General features: G+C 69.0%; 16 protein-coding genes. 8 read left to right on the forward strand and 8 right to left on the reverse strand.

Going from position 1 to position 16,956, the window contains the following annotated elements:
- The first annotated feature begins 127 nt into the window (after window positions 1-127).
- From MST3598_RS05815 to MST3598_RS05850, 8 genes are read left to right on the forward strand one after another with little or no spacing between them, the layout of a single operon-like run.
- Window positions 128-1,642: an ABC transporter ATP-binding protein gene (locus MST3598_RS05815; protein ID WP_029260563.1), complete on the forward strand. Its 1,515-nt coding sequence runs from the start codon at window positions 128-130 to the stop codon at window positions 1,640-1,642.
- Entirely contained in the window at window positions 1,639-2,958 is a 1,320-nt protein-coding gene (locus MST3598_RS05820) for an ABC transporter permease (RefSeq protein WP_029260564.1), read from the forward strand. Before MST3598_RS05815 ends, MST3598_RS05820 begins: the two co-directional genes overlap by 4 nt.
- Entirely contained in the window at window positions 2,955-4,241 is a 1,287-nt protein-coding gene (locus MST3598_RS05825) for an ABC transporter permease (RefSeq protein ID WP_021199705.1), read from the forward strand. The genes MST3598_RS05820 and MST3598_RS05825 overlap by 4 nt, the downstream gene beginning before the upstream one ends.
- Window positions 4,242-4,243: 2 nt before the next feature.
- Entirely contained in the window at window positions 4,244-4,666 is a 423-nt protein-coding gene (locus MST3598_RS05830) for a cytidine deaminase (protein WP_269320236.1), read from the forward strand.
- Window positions 4,663-5,976, forward strand: coding sequence for a thymidine phosphorylase (locus tag MST3598_RS05835; protein WP_021199704.1), 1,314 nt, complete (start codon window positions 4,663-4,665; stop codon window positions 5,974-5,976). Before MST3598_RS05830 ends, MST3598_RS05835 begins: the two co-directional genes overlap by 4 nt.
- Before the next feature lie 50 nt (window positions 5,977-6,026).
- Entirely contained in the window at window positions 6,027-7,142 is a 1,116-nt protein-coding gene (locus tag MST3598_RS05840; protein ID WP_021199703.1) for an adenosine deaminase, read from the forward strand.
- Between the two features lie 2 nt (window positions 7,143-7,144).
- A complete protein-coding gene (locus tag MST3598_RS05845) occupies window positions 7,145-8,254 on the forward strand; it encodes a polysaccharide deacetylase family protein (protein ID WP_096359482.1) in 1,110 nt (369 codons plus the stop codon).
- A 35-nt stretch (window positions 8,255-8,289) separates the two neighbouring features.
- Window positions 8,290-9,183 carry a carbohydrate kinase family protein gene (locus MST3598_RS05850; RefSeq protein ID WP_029260567.1) on the forward strand — a complete coding sequence of 298 codons (894 nt, stop codon included), beginning with the start codon at window positions 8,290-8,292 and terminating at the stop codon, window positions 9,181-9,183.
- A 3-nt stretch (window positions 9,184-9,186) separates the two neighbouring features.
- Here MST3598_RS05850 and MST3598_RS05855 read toward each other — a convergent pair whose 3' ends face one another.
- The 8 genes from MST3598_RS05855 to MST3598_RS05890 all read right to left on the reverse strand — a co-directional run bounded on the left by MST3598_RS05855 (window position 9,187) and on the right by MST3598_RS05890 (window position 16,862).
- Window positions 9,187-9,930 (reverse strand): alpha/beta hydrolase, encoded by a 744-nt coding sequence (locus tag MST3598_RS05855; RefSeq protein WP_029260568.1) that lies wholly within the window; start codon window positions 9,928-9,930, stop codon window positions 9,187-9,189.
- 49 nt (window positions 9,931-9,979) lie between these two features.
- Window positions 9,980-11,272 carry a flavin-containing monooxygenase gene (locus tag MST3598_RS05860; RefSeq protein WP_029260569.1) on the reverse strand — a complete coding sequence of 431 codons (1,293 nt, stop codon included), beginning with the start codon at window positions 11,270-11,272 and terminating at the stop codon, window positions 9,980-9,982.
- 99 nt (window positions 11,273-11,371) lie between these two features.
- Window positions 11,372-12,529 carry a mannitol-1-phosphate 5-dehydrogenase gene (locus MST3598_RS05865; protein WP_029260570.1) on the reverse strand — a complete coding sequence of 386 codons (1,158 nt, stop codon included), beginning with the start codon at window positions 12,527-12,529 and terminating at the stop codon, window positions 11,372-11,374.
- Window positions 12,526-12,960, reverse strand: a complete 435-nt coding sequence (locus MST3598_RS05870) for a PTS sugar transporter subunit IIA (RefSeq protein ID WP_021199697.1) — start codon at window positions 12,958-12,960, stop codon at window positions 12,526-12,528. Before MST3598_RS05870 ends, MST3598_RS05865 begins: the two co-directional genes overlap by 4 nt.
- Entirely contained in the window at window positions 12,957-14,591 is a 1,635-nt protein-coding gene (locus MST3598_RS05875) for a PTS mannitol transporter subunit IICB (RefSeq protein ID WP_029260571.1), read from the reverse strand. Before MST3598_RS05875 ends, MST3598_RS05870 begins: the two co-directional genes overlap by 4 nt.
- A complete protein-coding gene (ptsP, locus tag MST3598_RS05880) occupies window positions 14,588-16,273 on the reverse strand; it encodes a phosphoenolpyruvate--protein phosphotransferase (protein WP_029260572.1) in 1,686 nt (561 codons plus the stop codon). Before ptsP ends, MST3598_RS05875 begins: the two co-directional genes overlap by 4 nt.
- Window positions 16,270-16,548 carry an HPr family phosphocarrier protein gene (locus tag MST3598_RS05885; protein WP_021199694.1) on the reverse strand — a complete coding sequence of 93 codons (279 nt, stop codon included), beginning with the start codon at window positions 16,546-16,548 and terminating at the stop codon, window positions 16,270-16,272. Before MST3598_RS05885 ends, ptsP begins: the two co-directional genes overlap by 4 nt.
- Complete coding sequence (locus MST3598_RS05890) at window positions 16,545-16,862, reverse strand: PTS sugar transporter subunit IIB (protein ID WP_029260573.1); 318 nt, start codon at window positions 16,860-16,862, stop codon at window positions 16,545-16,547. The genes MST3598_RS05885 and MST3598_RS05890 overlap by 4 nt, the downstream gene beginning before the upstream one ends.
- Between the last annotated feature and the right edge of the window lie 94 nt (window positions 16,863-16,956).

Here is a 16,956-nt window from a genome sequence, read left to right on the forward strand (position 1 = left end):
GCAGTTCCCGCACGGGGCGAGTGGTGAGCAGGATGCCACTCGCCCCGTGTCGTGGACGCACGATGATCCCCCTGGAAGACTCGTCTGGATGGCTCTTCTGGATGACTCTTCTGGATAAGGTGCAGATATGAAGCTCGAACTTCGCGGCATCACCAAGCGATTCGGCACCCTCGTTGCCAACGACCACATCGATCTGGTGGTCGAACCGGGTGAGATCCACGCGCTGCTCGGTGAGAACGGCGCAGGCAAGTCCACCCTCATGAATGTCCTCTACGGCCTGTATCAGGCCGACGAGGGCGAGATCCTCCTCGACGACGAGGTGCAGCGCTTCCGCGGTCCCGGTGACGCGATGGCTGCGGGGATCGGCATGGTCCACCAGCACTTCATGCTCGTCCCGGTGTTCACCGTGGCCGAGAACGTCATGCTCGGACATGAGCAGACCAAGGCCCTCGGCACGCTCGACATCGCGAAGGCGCGAGAGCACGTGCGATCGGTCGCGGCCCGCTTCGGCTTCGACATCGACCCCGACGCGCTGGTCGGAGATCTTCCCGTCGGCGTGCAGCAGCGCGTCGAGATCATCAAGGCGCTGTCGCGTGATGCGAAGGTGCTCGTGTTCGACGAGCCCACCGCGGTGCTCACTCCGCAGGAGACGGACGAGCTGATGGGCATCATGCGTCAACTGCGTGACGAGGGCACGGCGATCGTGTTCATCACGCACAAGCTCCGTGAGGTCCGCGAGGTCGCGGACAAGATCACGATCGTGCGCCTCGGCAGGGTCGTGGGTGAGGCTTCGCCCACAGCGACGAACTCCGAGCTGGCATCGCTCATGGTCGGCCGCGCGGTCGAGCTCACCGTGCACAAGGAGCCGCCGCGCCTGGGCGAGGGCGGCTTCGAGGTCACGGGTCTGCGCGTTCTGACGCCCACCGGCGCCATCGTCGTCGACGGGGTCGATTTCGCCGTCCGGCCGGGGGAGGTGCTCGCGATCGCGGGCGTCCAGGGCAACGGTCAGACCGAGCTGGTGGAGGCCATCGTCGGTCTCGCCGCCCGTGTCGAAGGCAGCATCCGACTCGACGGCAACGAACTCGTCGGCAAGAGCGTGCGGGCGATCCTCGACGCCGGCGTCGGCTTCGTGCCGGAAGACCGGACGGAAGACGGCCTGGTGGCCGGGTTCTCCGTCGCCGAGAACCTGATCCTCGACCGTTCGGACGACCCGGCGTTCAGCCGCGCCGGCACGCTGCGGCGTGGAGCACTCGACGAGTTCGCCCGTGCGCGCATCAAGGAGTACGACATCCGCACGCAGGGTCCCGAGACCCCCGCCGGCACGCTGTCCGGCGGAAACCAGCAGAAGGTCGTCATCGCCAGGGAGATGAGCCGCGATCTGCGCCTTCTCGTCGCGGCGCAGCCCACCCGCGGCGTGGACGTCGGCTCGATCGAGTTCATCCACAAGCGGATCATCGAGACGCGTGACGCGGGTGTGCCCGTGATCGTGGTCTCCACGGAGCTCGACGAGGTCGCAGCTCTCGCCGATCGGATCGCGGTCATGTACCGCGGCACGATCGTCGGCATCGTCCCCGGCGACACGCCTCGGGAGACGCTCGGACTCATGATGGCCGGAGCGGCCGAAGGGGAGGTGGCCGCGTGAGCGGAGCGACGCCCGGCGCAGGAGATGTGACCAAGGGGATCCCGCCGCAGGAGCTCGCCACGAGCACCGGCACGGTCCCGCGCGACCCTTCCGACGTGCCGCCGCCCCCGCGCGGCAACGTCATCCTCAAGGAGATCCTCCGCGGCAGCGCCGTGACCACGATCCTCGCGATCGTGCTGGCGCTCATCGTCGGCGGCATCCTCATCGCGCTGACGAACGAAGACGTCCAGGCGGCATCCGTCTACTTCTTCGCGCAGCCCGGTGACACGTTCGTCGCCGCCTGGAACGCCGTCTACAACGGATACGAGGCGCTGTTCCGCGGGGCGATCTTCAACGCCCGTGGCGCGGACTTCGCGGCGCAGATCCGACCCCTCACCAACACGCTCGGCTTCGCGGCACCGCTCATCGCGGCCGGCCTCGGCGTCGCGCTGGCGTTCCGCGTCGGGCTGTTCAACATCGGTGCCCGCGGTCAGATGCTGATCGGCGTCGCCGTCGCCGCGCTGCTGACGTTCTCGCTCGACCTCCCGATCTGGCTGCACATCCCGGTCACGCTCATCGCCGGTATCGCGGGCGGTGCGCTCTGGGGTGCGATCGCGGGACTCATCAAGGCGCGCACCGGTGCGCATGAGGTGATCCTCACGATCATGCTCAACTACATCGCGTACTACCTGCTGCTCTGGATGATCCGCACCCCGGGTCTGCTGCAGAAGCCGGGCACCAACCAGGCCCTCGGATCGGCGACGCCGGAGAGCGCGCAGTTCCCGACGCTGCTCGGACCGCAGTTCCCCCTTCTCGACCTCGGCTTCGTGATCGTGATCGTGGCGACCCTGTTCGTCTGGTGGCTCATCGAGCGCTCGTCGCTCGGCATGCGGATGCGCGCCGTGGGCGAGAACCCGCACGCCGCGCGGGCCGCGGGCATCAGCGTGCAGCGCATCTACGTGTACGCCATGCTCTTCGCGGGCGGCCTCGCGGGCCTCGCGGGCATGAATCAGATCCAGGGAGCGGTGACCACGGGTGTCACCGAGACGATCGATGCCGGTATCGGCTTCGACGCCATCACCGTCGCCCTCCTCGGGCGCAGTCGCGCCTGGGGCACGTTCGCTGCCGGCATCCTGTTCGGCGCGCTCAAGGCGGGGTCGTTCTCGATGCAGGCGCAGGACATCCCGGTCGACATCGTGCTCGTCGTGCAGTCGCTCGTCGTGCTGTTCATCGCCGCGCCGCCGCTGCTGCGCACGGTGTTCTTCCTCCCCAAGACCGATATCGAGAAGGCGGCACGGCTCAGAGCCAAGGCCGCGAAGAAGGCGGTGGCGGCATGATGTCCCTCGTGCAGACCCAGGCCGCCGACGGCACGGTGCAGCTCGCGACCGTGAAGGAGCGGCACCTCAAGGCGCCGATCGTGCTGGCCGGAGCGACCGTGCTCCTGGCCCTGCTGTTCCTGCTCGTGCCGCGCGACGGCATCAGCACGTTCCGCCTTTCCGACCAGTCCTCGGCGCTCGCGCTGCCGGATGTGGCGCTGCCGACGGCCTCGACCTTCTGGGTCGTGTTCGGCATCCTCGTGGTGCTCACGGTGGGGGCGTTCCTGCGGGCATGGACCTACCGTCCGCCGTCCCTGTGGCTCGTGATCGCCTTCAGCGTGCTGGCCGTCTTCGCGTTCCTCGTCTGGGCCTCCGCCGGCGGACTCGTGCCGGTCACGAGCCTGCTGTTCGGCGCGGTCTCGCTCTCGGTGCCCCTGGTGTTCGGCGCTCTGGGCGGTGTCATCGGCGAGCGTGCCGGCGTCGTGAACGTCGCGATCGAGGGGCAGCTGCTTCTCGGTGCCTTCTCGGCAGCGCTCCTGTCGAGCATCACCGGGAACCCGTTCGTCGGCCTGGTCGGGGCGATGATCGGCGGCGTCCTGGTGGCGAGTGTCCTCGCCGCGTTCGCGATCAAGTATCTGGTCGAGCAGGTCATCGTCGGTGTCGTCCTCAACGTGCTCGTCACCGGTCTCACCGGCTTCCTCTACGGCGCACTCCTCGCTCCGAACGAGGCGACCCTGAACACGCCCGTGCGATTCCCGCGCGTCGAGATCCCGGTGCTCAGCGACATCCCGATCATCGGGCCGGTGCTGTTCAACCAGACCTTCATCGGGTACCTGATGTTCATCACGGTCGCCGTGGTGGCCTGGGGCCTCTACCGCACCCGGTGGGGTCTGCGGCTGCGTGCCGTCGGGGAGCACCCGCAGGCGGCCGACACCGTGGGTATCAAGGTGAACCCGACCCGGTTCTGGAACGTGCTGCTCGCCGGCGCGATCGCCGGCATGGGAGGCGCGTACTTCACCCTCGTCTCGGTGCCGCAGTTCGGCAAGGACATGACGGCCGGGCTCGGCTTCATCGCCCTCGCCGCTGTGATCTTCGGCCGATGGGATCCCATCCGTGCGACCCTCGCGGCGCTGCTGTTCGGTTTCGCGACCAACCTGCAGAACCTGCTGTCGATCCTGAAGACGCCCATCCCGGGCGAGTTCATGCTGATGCTGCCGTATGTCGTGACGCTGCTCGCGGTCGCCGGATTCGCCGGGCAGATCAAGGCCCCTGCCGCAGACGGCAAGCCCTACATCAAGTCGTAGCCCTGCCGGAAGAGAGAAACATCGCAATGACCGACATCGACTGGGATGAACTGCGCCAGGTCGCCACGGATGCCATGACGAAGGCGTACGCGCCGTACTCGCGCTACCGCGTGGGTGCGGCCGCCCTCGTCGGCGACGGCCGCATCGTGGCCGGCTGCAACGTGGAGAACGCGTCGTACGGTGTGACGCTGTGCGCGGAGTGCGCCCTGGTCGGTGACCTGCACATGTCCGGCGGCGGCCAGCTCGTCGCGTTCGTGTGCGTCAACAACGAGGGGCAGACGATCATGCCGTGCGGACGCTGTCGCCAGCTGCTGTTCGAGCATGCGATGCCCGGGATGCTCCTGGAGACCGTCTCCGGCATCCGCACGATCGACGAGGTGCTGCCCGATGCGTTCGGGCCGCGCGACCTGGAGGAAGCACGATGACCGCTGGACAGGCTCAGGGAGCCATCGAACCGTTCGACGCGATCGATGTGATCCGCGCCAAGCGCGACGGGGGTGCCGTGCCCGAGGCGGAGCTGCGGTGGATGGTCGATGCCTACACCCGCGGCTATGTCTCGGACGCGCAGATGGCGTCGTTCGCGATGGCGATCTTCCAGCGCGGCATGGAGCGCGACGAGATCCGCGTGCTGACCGACGCGATGATCGCGTCGGGGGAGCGGATGAGCTTCGCCTCCCTCGGCAAGCGCACGGTCGACAAGCACTCCACCGGTGGCGTCGGCGACAAGATCACGCTGCCGCTCGCCCCGCTGGTCGCCTCGTTCGGCGTGGCCGTGCCGCAGCTGAGCGGTCGCGGGCTCGGTCACACGGGCGGCACGCTCGACAAGCTCGAGTCGATCCCCGGATGGCGCGCTGCTCTGAGCAACGAGGAGATGTTCGCGCAGATGCAGGGAGACGTGGGTGCGGTCATCTGCGCCGCCGGCTCCGGCCTCGCACCCGCGGACAAGAAGCTGTATGCGCTCCGCGACGTCACCGGCACCGTCGAGGCGATCCCGCTGATCGCGTCGAGCATCATGTCGAAGAAGATCGCCGAGGGCACGGACGCTCTCGTGCTCGATGTGAAGTTCGGCTCCGGTGCGTTCATGCAGGACATCGATCGCGCCCGCGAGCTCGCCCGCACCATGGTCGCTCTCGGCACCGACTCCGGGGTCGCGACGACGGCCCTGCTGACCGACATGAACGTCCCGCTCGGCCTTGCGATCGGCAACGCGAACGAGGTCCGTGAATCCGTCGAGATCCTCGCCGGTGGCGGACCCTCCGATGTGCGCGAGCTCACGATCGCCCTGGCACGCGAGATGCTCGCCCTCGCAGGACAGCCGGACGCCGACGTGGAGGCCGCTCTCGACGACGGCCGCGCCATGGACACCTGGAAGGCGATGATCCGCGCTCAGGACGGAGATCCGGATGCCGCGCTCCCGACGGCGCGCGAGACCCACCAGGTGCTCGCCCCCACCGACGGAATCATCACGCGCATGGATGCCCTCCCGTTCGGGGTCGCTGCCTGGCGTCTCGGCGCGGGGCGCGCCAGGGCGCAGGACCCGGTGGTCTTCGAGGCAGGCATCGATCTGCATGCGAAGCCGGGCGATCGCGTCGTCGCCGGCCAGCCGCTCTTCACCCTCTCAGCCGCCGACGATGCCCGGTTCGGCAGGGCTCTCGACGCCCTCGATGGTTCGTGGGAGATCGGGGATGAGGCGCCGGTGACCGGCCCCATCGTCCGTGAGCGCATCACGGCGTGACGGCGGACCGCTAGCCTGAACTGAGCACATCCGCGACCGAGAGGATCACCATGTCGATCGATGCGAACGGCGACGTCACACTTCAGGGGGTCTCCCTGCGGAGCCTTCCCAAGGTGTCGCTGCACGACCACCTCGACGGCGCGCTGCGGCCCGCCACGATCATCGAGCTCGCGGACGCGATCGGCCTGGAGATTCCGGAGTCCGACCCGAAGGCGCTGGGATCGTGGTTCGCGAAGCAGAGCGATTCCGGTTCGCTGGTCGAGTACCTCAAGACGTTCGACCTCACGACCGCCGTGATGCAGACGCAGGAGGGCCTCACCCGTGTCGCACGGGAGTTCGTCCAAGACCTCGCCGCCGACGGCGTGATCTACGGCGAGGTGCGCTGGGCGCCCGAGCAGCACCTGGCTCGCGGCCTCACGCTCGAACAGACGGTGGAGGCGGTGCAGCAGGGCATCGAAGAGGGTGAGGACGCCGCGGACCGCTCGGGACGCAGCATCCGCGTCGGGCAGCTGATCACGGCGATGCGGCACACCGATCGCGCCCTCGAGATCGCCGAACTCGCGGTCGACTTCCGCGGACGCGGTGCCGTGGGCTTCGACATCGCCGGTCCTGAGGATGGCTTCCCGCCGTCGAACCACCGCAAGGCGTTCGACTACCTCGCCGAGAACTTCTTCCCCGTCACCGTGCACGCGGGAGAGGCGGCGGGTCCCGCCTCCATCCGCTCGGCTCTGCTGGACGGACGCGCGCTGCGGCTCGGCCACGGTGTGCGCATCGCCGAAGACCTCGAGGTCATCACCCAGGAGGGCGACGAGGTGCAGGTGCAGTTCGGCGACCTCGCGCGCTGGGTCCGCGACCGCGAGATCCCGCTCGAGCTCTCGCCTTCGTCGAACCTGCAGACCGGGGCCATCGCCGCGTGGGGCAACACCATGGTGGACCACCCCTTCGACCTGCTCTACCAGCTCGGGTTCGCGGTGACCGTGAACGTCGACAACCGCACCATGAGCGCCACGTCTCTCACGCGTGAGCTCGCCCTGCTCGTCGAGGCGTTCGAGTACGACCTCGACGACCTCGAGACCTTCCAGTTCAACGCCGCCGCCGCGGCGTTCCTCCCCGTCGAGGAGCGCGAGGAGCTCGTGGAGATGATCGCCGAAGGCTTCGACGCCTGACCATGGCTTCCGGGGGGAAGAAGCGCCGCACGCGCGCCGCGATCATCGTCAGCGCCGTCGTGACCGCCGTCGTCGTCGGAGGTGGCGCTGCCGCCTTCGTCTGGCTGAACCGTGCGCAGGAGAACACGATTCCGAAGGCGCAGTCCGCCACGATCGAGCATCCGCTGACGCCGGCGGAGCAGATCGTGGCGGATGCGAACGATCCGCGCGCCTGTGCGGTGACCTTCTCGGGCGACGGGGCTCCTGCCGACCCGATGCTGCAGTTCCAGGACGCCCTGTACCAGGGCCTTCCGATCCCGCAGCTGGAGGGTCGGGTGTTCGCCGGCTGGTACGCGACGGCGGCGGACGCCGGAGCGTTGACGGTCGCGGCCCGCGTGAACGGCGCCGACCCCGTGGTGTGCACGGACCAGCAGGTCGAGCTCTTCGCCGCCTGGAAGACGCCGGAGCAGAACGCCGCGGAGAACGTGCGAGTGCCCATCCTCATGTATCACCAGTTCACGGCGAACCCCGAGGGGGAGAAGGGCTGGCTGCGCGGCAACTACGCCTACATCGGTGACTTCGATGCACAGATGAACCACATCGCGACGACGGGCTTCTATCTGCCGACGTGGGACGAGCTCAGCGCCTTCATCGACGGTCGTCTCTCGCTGCCCGCCAAGAGCGTGATCATCACCGATGACGACACCGACCAGTCGTGGTTCGATCTCGCGGTGCCGGTCGTGGACAAGTACAAGCTGCTCAGCACGTCGTTCATGATCACGGCCGCTCGGCAGGACCCGGCGCCGTCCATCTACGTGCAGCGCCGCTCGCACACGCATGACATGCACCAGGCGGGCGACAACGGCAAGGGGCGGATGGTCAACTGGACGGCCGATCAGATCGCGGCAGACCTGACGACGTCGGCTCAGATCCTCGGTGTGGGTCAGGTCGTGGCGTATCCGTACGGGCACTACAACGACACCACCAAGCAGGGTGTTGCGCAGGCCGGCTACGAGATGGGTCGCACCATCGAACCCGGATATGTGACGATCGGCACGGACAAGCTCGCCCTTCCCGTCGTGCGCATCGACTACGGCATGGGGCTGGACGCGCTGGTCTCGCGCATCGGCTGAGAGACGGTCGAGACGAGGCACGGCAGGATGGTCCCATGCCCTCCTCCTCAGAGTCCGCAGCGGAATCCGCCTCCGTCGTCATCGTCGGGCCTGCATCGTGGAACACGATCATCGTGCTGGATCGGCTTCCTGAGCCGGTGCCGCACATGCAGTTCGCCGAGGACACGTGGGAGACGGTCGGAGGGACCAGCGCGGGCAAGGCGCTCAGCCTGACCGCGCTGGGCCGGACCACACGGCTGCATGCCATCTCCGGGACGGATGCGGAGGGCGGGCGCGTGCGCGACGCACTGCGCGCCGCCGGCGTGCAGACCTCCTGGGACGACGGGGTCACCGAACGGCATCTGAACCTGATGACGCGTGAAGGCGGTCGCGTCTCGCTGTACCTGTCGACCCCGAGCACGGCCGAGGGCACGCGCGACGACCGGATGCGCGACCGGATGGTCGCTGCCGATGCGGTCGTGCTCGACCTCGCCGCGGAACCCCTGCGCCTGCTGCCTCTCGCCCGATCGACCGGCACGCCGATCTGGGTGGATGTGCACGACTACGACGGCAGGGCGCACTACCACCGGCCGTTCCTCGACGCCGCTGATGCGGTGTTCTGCAACGCCGACCGGCTGGACGACCCGGTCGTGTTCCTGCAGTCCCGCATCGCGGCGGGAGCGCGCCTGGCCGTGTGCACCCTGGGAGCGGAGGGGGCCGTGGCGGTCGACGAGCACGGCGTGGTGCATCGGGTTCCTGCGGTGCCCGTCGAGGTCGTCGACACGAACGGCGCGGGTGATGCGTTCCTCGCGGGCGTGCTCGACGCGCGGCTCGACGGGGCGGGCGTCACCACTGCGCTCGAGGCGGGGGCGCGTTCGGCGGCGGCGGTCCTGCGCACCCGGCACCTCCATCCGCTGCTCGACCCGGTCCTCGGGGCCGTGGGGAGGTGACGCTCAGGGCGAGAGCGGTGCGAGGAACTCGTCGGTCAGACGCGTGACCTCCGCGTGCATCTCGTCGCGGGAGATCGTCGGAGTGCCGTCGCCGTCCTGCGGTCCGTAGTCGCCGAAGGACGCGTGCGACGCCCCTTCGATCTCGACCATGTCGGCATCGGCGGGCAGCTGATCGCGCGCATCGGCGATCTTCTCGGGGGTGGACAGCCCGTCTTCGCTGCCGGACAGGCTGAGGACGGGAAGCCCACTGCCGGAGAGATCGTTCGCGCAGTAGGAGGCGAACAGGACGAGCGCATCGGCGTCGTCCGCGAGCTGGCATGCACGCACGCCGCCCAGGGAGTGCCCGCCGACGCCCCAGACATCGACGTCGGGGGCCGCCGAGGTGAAGGCGTCGAGTCCGCGCGGGTCGAAGAACGCCAGGTTCAGCCACGGGCGTGTGATCACGACCGTGACCCCCTCTTCGGCCAGCCCCTGCAGGATCGCGGCATACGCCCACGGATCCACCTTGGCCCCGGGGATGAAGACGAGGCCGAGGTCCGATCTCCCGTCGGCGGGGGCGAGCACGATGCCCTGGTCGGCATCGGTCACGGTGATGGCCGGGTTCTCCCGCACGGAGGCGAGCGGCTCCGGCTCCGCGGCCATGACGCCGATCTGGGTCCAGGCGAGTACGCCGCCGACGGCGACGACCAGCACGATCGCGACGCTCCACAGCACGCGCTTCAGGATCCGGCGGGGCTTCTTCTGCACGAGACAACGCTACTCCGCCCGGTCGACGGTCGCTCGTCACCGAGGGGTGCTACGCCCGTGACTCCAGAATGCGCTTCTCGTTCCGGACGGCACCGCGGTAGGCGTCCTTGTTGACGTAGTAGGCCATCCGATCCAGGCCCAGGTAGCGGTAGCCGCCGGTCACATCGGGCCAGGGGCTTCCGGTCACACGATCGCGGAATCGCGACGCGCGCTCCGGATCCTGCTCGACCGCGTTCAGGTAGGCCGCGAGCAGCTCCGCCTGCTCGTAGCGGCCCTGCCAGCCGATGCCCGAGGCCTCGATCATGCCCATCACGTAGAGGCCGTTGAACGAGGCGGGGAAGACGTTCAGGAACAGCCGCGGCGCGGCACCGCGCCAGTGCAGGTGCTCGCGGTCGACGAACGGATAGTCGAGGGTGTAGCCGGTGGCGAGCAGCACGAGGTCGTAGTCGTCGGCGCTGCCGTCACGGAAGTGCACGCTCGCGCCGTCGAAGCGCGAGACGTCGGGACGGATGCGCAGATCGCCCTGCCCGAGGTGGTTCAGGACCATGGTGTTCACGATCGGGTGCGACTCGTAGATGCGGTAGTCGGGCTTCGGGAACCCGAACCGCACGGGGTCGCCGGTGAAGGCCCGCAGCACACGACTGTCGATGGCCTGCTTGATGCGCGCGGGGAGCGGTCGCCCCTGGTTGAGAGTGTCGCTCGGCCTGCCGAACAGATACCGCGGAACGAAGTAGTACCCGCGGCGGACGCTCATGTCGACGGATACCGCATGATGCACGGCGTCGACCGCGATATCGCAGCCGGAGTTGCCCGCGCCGATCAGCAGCACGCGCCGGTCCTTGAGCTGCTCGGGCGACTTGTACGCGTGCGTATGCAGCAGTTCGCCGGTGAACTCACCAGGGAATGCCGGGATGTTCGGCTCGGCGAGCGTCCCGTTCGCGAGAACGACGCCCGCGTACCAGTGCGTCTCGTCTCCCCTGGGGCCGGAACTGGTCAGATCCCAGCCGCCGTCGCGCGGCTCGAGACGCGCGACCCGCGTGTCGAAGAGGAAGAGGTCGGTGAGCCCGAAGTGCCGGGCATAGTCGTCGAAGTAGTCCTTGAGTGCCCGGTGTCCGGGGTAGTCGACCCGGGACCGCATGGGGAACTCGGTGAACTCGGTCGTCGTGCGGGAGGAGATGAGATGCGCGGACTCGTACATCGTGCTGCGGGGATTGCTGATGTCCCACAGCCCGCCGACGCCGTGCGAGGCCTCGTATCCGTCCACGGAGATCCCGCGCTTCTGCAGGGCGCGCGCTGCGGCGAGGCCGGACGGACCAGCGCCGATCACGGCATATCTGTTCATGTGGCTCCCGGATACCTGTGTGTTCTCGCACCTCGTCGTGCGCGAAACGCCCCCGCCCACCGATCGTATCGGCAGGCGAGGGCGTCGACGGGTCGCGGCTCAGGCCCTCTCGATGTGCTGCTGGCGGGCGGTGACGGCATCCCGGATCAGCGGGAACAGCGGATGCTCGGGGTCGAGGCCCGTCGTCCGCGTGGTGAACCCTGCGGCCTCCTCCGCGCGCAGCAGCTGCTGCAGCTCGACCGACTGCTCGTCGGCCGGGTCGTCGAACTCGAGCGCTGCCGAGACGGCGGCGACCAGGGCCTCGGTGGACAGTCCGCGCTCCGCGGCCATGGCTGCGGGGCCCACGAACCGCTCGTGACGCGAGATCTTGCGCAGCGGCTGACGTCCGACCCGCTGCACGGTGTCGACGAGTGCGGGGTTGCGGAACCGGTCGAGGATCTTCGCGCGATAGGCGGCGAGATCCTCCGGGTCCAAGCCGTGCTCGGCGACCAGCACGGCCGACGTCTCTTCGAGGGCAGCCGAGACGCTCGCGGCGATCGTCGGATCGGCCAGGGCATCCGAGATGCGCTCGATGCCCGCACGGGCCCCGAAGTATGCCGTCGCCGCATGCCCCGTGTTCACGGTGAACAGCTTGCGCTCGATGTACGGCGCCAGGTCGTCGACGAAGTGCGCGCCGGGGATTCTCGGCAGCTCTCCGCCGAACGGTCCCGACTCGATCGCCCATTCGAAGTAGGGCTCGACCGTCACGTCGACGCCCGATCCCTCCGGCTGCGCCGGCACGATGCGATCCACGGCGGTGTTCGCGAAGACCGCTCTGGTCAGCAGCGTCTCGGCATCGGCTCCTGCTGCGGCGACGATCTCGCGGCGCAGCAGGTCGGTGGCGCCGATCGCGTTCTCGCATGCCATCACCTGCAGCGGTGCGGCGGCGGGAGAGCGCAGGGCCAGTCCCGCGACGATCGACGGGGCCACGAACCGCAGCACCGTCGGTCCGACGGCGGTGGTGACGACGTCGGCCGACGCGACCTCTTCCGCCACTGCGGCGGGGTCCGTCCGGCTGTTCACGGCACGGAATCCGGTGACGACGTGATCGGTCCCTCCGGGGCCGGCCTCGTGCACGGTGTACGAGTCGACCGCGTTGATCGCGTCGACCAGCGCGTCGGCGACGTCCGAGAAGACGACCTCGTACCCGCCCTCGCGCAGCAGCAGACCGACGAATCCGCGCCCGATGTTGCCCGCCCCGAAGTGGACCGCCTTCATCCCTCGTTCACCTCCGAGAGGAGGGCGTAGAGCTCCTCCGGGGTCTGCGCAGCGGAGAGCCGGGCCACGTCGTCCTCCTCGGAGAACAGGATCGCGATCCGGGAGAGGATCTCCAGATGCTCGTCACCCACGCCGGCGATGCCGATCACGAACGTGGCCGGGTCACCGGACCAGTCGACACCGCCGTCGTAGCGGACCACCGACAGGGCCGATGCGAGGATCGTGTCCTTCGCGTCGTTGGTGCCATGCGGAATCGCCAGCCCGTTCCCCATGAAGGTCGAGACGGTCTCCTCGCGCTGCCGCATCGCGTCGACGTAGGCCGGGGTGACGGCTCCGGCCGCGACCAGGATGTCGGTCGCCTCCTGGAGGGCCTCGTCGCGCGACGCCCCTCCGGGGTGGATGCGGACCTGTTCGGGGCTGAGAACACTCATTCGTTTTCCTTTCGCTGTTCACGCACCATCTCGACGACCTCTTCGTACTTGGGCGAGTTCATGAAGTTGTCGACCGACACATGGACCGAGTTCGGCGACTTCGCCTCTGCGCGCTCGGTGAGCTGCTGCTGCGTGATCACCACGTCGGCTGTTCCGTCGAGGTTCGCGATCGCCTGGTTGGTGACCGTGATGTCCTCGATGCCGGCCTTTTTGAGCTTGTTGCGCAGCACGCTGGCGCCCATGGCGGACGAGCCCATGCCGGCGTCGCAGGCGAACACGATGCGCTCGATCGGCGCGGCGGCGATCACTGTCGTGCTCGCGGCGGCAGCCGCCTCGGGGGACGAGGTCGCGGTCGACGTGCGCAGCGCGTCCATCGCGGCCGACGACTTGCCCTTGTTCGCCTCGGTCTGGGCGATCGCGTCACCGAAGGCGTCACCCTCGGCCTCCAGATCGCGCTTGCGGGAGGCCCGCAGGATCACGCCGGTGATGAGGAAGGTGACGGTGGCGGCGATGATCACCGACAGGTACACGACCAGCAGGTTGCCGACGCCCGGTCCGATGGCAGCCGCGGTCACGGCGATGATGCTTCCCGGTGCGGCCGGGAATGCCAGGCCGCCGCCGAGGACCATGTTCGTGGTGACGCCGGCCGCGCCACCCGCGATGAGGGCCAGGATCGTGGTCGGCTTGCTCAGCGCGTACGGGAAGTAGATCTCGTGGATGCCGCCGAAGAACTGGATGATCGCCGCACCCGGTGCGGAGGCCTTCGCCGCGCCGACGCCGAAGAACGTGAAGGCGAGCAGCAGGCCGAGGCCGGGGCCAGGGTTGGCCTCGATGAGGAAGAGGATCGACTTGCCGGTCTCCGCCGCCTGCTCGATCCCGAGCGGGGTGAAGACGCCGTGGTTGATGGCGTTGTTCAGGAACAGCACCTTCGCCGGCTCGACGATGATCGACACCAGCGGCAGCAGGTTCAGCGAGACGAGCCAGTCGACAGCGCCGCCGAGGACGGTGCTGATGCCGAGCATGACGGGACCGAACGCGAAGAAGCCGACGATCGCGAGGAGCATGCCGAGGATGCCGGCGGAGAAGTTGTTCACCAGCATCTCGAAACCGGGACGGATCTTGCCCTCCCACAGCCGGTCCATCTGCTTGGTGATCCACGCGGCGACCGGGCCCATGATCATGGCGCCCAGGAACATCGGGATGTTGGTGCCGACGATCACGCCGACGGTGGCGATGGTGGCCACCACGCCGCCGCGCTCGCCGTAGACCATGCGGCCGGCCGTGTTCGCGATGAGCAGTGGAAGCAGGTACGTGACCATCGGTCCGACGAGGCCGACGTAGGCGAGGATGTTCCCGTTGTCACCCTCGGCGACCGCGGTCATGGCACCCTGCCACCCGATGATGGCGGAGTCGCCGCCCCCGCCGATGATCTCGGACACGCCGACCCAGTGCCAGCCGAACGGGCTGTCCGCGCCGAAGAACCCGGCCGGGATGAAGAGCATCGTGATGAAGCCCCAGGCGATGAAGGCCGCGATGTTGGGCATGATCATGCCCGAGAGGAATGTGCCGAAGCGTTGCACTCCTACGCGGAGGCCGCCGGGTTTCGTGGCGGCAGGTGACGTCGTCGTCATGATGTCGTCTCTTTCTTGTGGAGGGGGAGTTCCGCGGCGAGCGTCGCCACGGCGGTTCGGGCGGAGGAGGCATCGTCGGCAGCCAGGGCGGCCTGGGCGAGGCTCCGCGCCTCGGACGGGGTGCGCTCGGACAGCGCGTGTCGTACGTCGGCGAGGGCCGACGGTGCCATCGAGAGGCTGGTCGCGCCGAGCCCGACCAGCACCACGGCGAGGAGAGGGTCGGCCGCGGCCTCGCCGCAGATCCCGACGGGCTTGCCGAGACGTGCGCCCGCATCGCCGACCTCGCGCACCAGGCGCAGGACGGCGGGGTGCCAGGGGTCCTGGAAGCCGGCGACCGAGCCGAGCATGCGGTCGGCAGCCATCGTGTACTGCGTGAGGTCGTTGGTACCGATCGACGCGAAGTCCGCATGGGCGAGCACGCGGTCGGCGAGCAGGGCGCTCGCCGGGATCTCGACCATGACGCCGGCGGTCTTCAGCCCGTATTCCCGAGCGAGGCCGGTGAAGTAGATCGTCTCCTCGACCGTCGCCACCATGGGGGCCATCACCCAGAGGTCCGCCTCCGTCTGGGCATCGGCTTCCGCAAGCGCGGTGAGCTGCTCGCGCAGGATGTCCTCGCTCGCGCGCAGCGCTCGCAGGCCCCGAAGACCGAGAGCCGGGTTCTCCTCGTGCGCGTCGTTGAGGAACGCCAGCGGCTTGTCGGCGCCCGCGTCCAGCATCCGGACCACGACCTTCTTGCCGGGGAACGCCGCCAGCAGTTCGCGATACGACTCGCGCTGCTGCGCGATGGTGGGTGCCTGCGCCGAGGACAGGAACAGGAACTCGGTGCGGAACAGCCCGACGCCCTCGGCCCCCCGAACGACCGCATCGGCCGCGTCTGCAGGCTTCCCCAGATTCGCGAGCAGCGCGACAGGCGTGCCGTCGGCGAGGGCGCCGGGAGTGGGTGGGGCCGCGTCAGCCGACTGGCGAGCGGCTGCGCGCTCCGTGGCTCGGGCCTTCTCGTCATCCGTCGGTTCGCGTGTGACGACGCCGCTGGCCGCGTCGACGATCACGGTCTCGCCGGTGGTGAGCATCTCGCCGTCGGCGACTCCGACGATCGCGACGATGCCCTTCTCCCGAGCGAGGATCGCGGTGTGGGAGGTCGGGCCGCCATCGGTGGTGATCAGCGCGAGCACCTGGTCCAGATCGAGGAGCGCCGTGTCGGCGGGGGCGAGGTCGCGTGCGACCAGGACGAACGGGTGTCCCGGGTTCGGAACGCCGGGGGCGTCGACGCCGCGGAGGCGTGCGAGCACGCGCTGCGCGATGTCGTCGAGGTCGGCTGCGCGCTCGCCGAGGTAGCCGCCGACGGCTTCGAGCGTGGCGCGGAATCCGGCGAAAGCATCGTGCACAGCCCATTCGGCCGTCGCGCCCGCGTCGATCCGGCTGTCGACCTCGTCCTGGAGGGTCGGGTCCTCGGCGATCATGGCCTGGGCCTCGAGCACCTCCTGCGCGGATCCGCCGGCGGCCTCGCCCCGTTCGTTCAGCTCGTTCGCAACGGTGGAGACGGCGTCGCGGACTCGGGCGCGTTCCGCATCAGCACCCGCGGTGCTGGGTGTGTTCTCCGGAGCGGGCATCGCCTCGGCCATGCGGACGATCGGCCCCTGGGCGACCCCGAGACCGATCCCCACTCCCCGGAGCTCGCTCATGCGGAGTCCTGATCGTGGTCGGTGGTGAGGAGTTCGGTGAGCGTGTCGAGTACGTTCTCGGCGCCCTCGCCGTCGGCCGTGAGCGTCACGTAGTCGCCGTGCTCGACGGCCAGGGCGATGACCCCGAGGATGCTCGCCGCGTTGACCGGCTTGCCCGAGTCCTTGGCGATCGTCACGGCGATGCCGGAATCCTTCGCGGCCTGCGCGAAGAGCTTCGCGGGGCGGGCGTGCAATCCGTGCGAGGAGCCGATCCGAACGGTGCGGGTGGCGGTCATGATGTTCCTTTCGGGGTTTCGCCGGCGGCGGCGAGGATCGATCGGGCGAGGTCGAGCGTGCGCGAGCCGTCGAGATCGGCGAAGACGTCGTCCGGAAGCACCGCGACGGGCGCGCTCGCACCTTCGCGGATGGCGTCGAGGCGGTCGCTCAGATGAGGGCCGACGAGGACGAGGTCATGGTCGGATCCGGCGACGGAGCTCTCCATGCCGGCCGCCGCGTCCCAATCGAGACCGGCCGCGGCTGCCGCACGGCGGAGCCGCTGCGCGACGAACGTGCTCGATGCTCCCGCACCGCACACCACGAGAATCCTCATCGATGCCCACCCTTCCTGAGAACAGTCTGGGAACGGTGGAGGGGTGCGCGCCAACACGTTCCTTTCCGCCCCTGCGGAACAGGCCCTTCCGCCC

The sequence above is a fragment of the Microbacterium sp. TPU 3598 genome (assembly GCF_002356155.1).
Taxonomy (GTDB): Bacteria; Actinomycetota; Actinomycetes; order Actinomycetales; family Microbacteriaceae; genus Microbacterium; species Microbacterium maritypicum_A.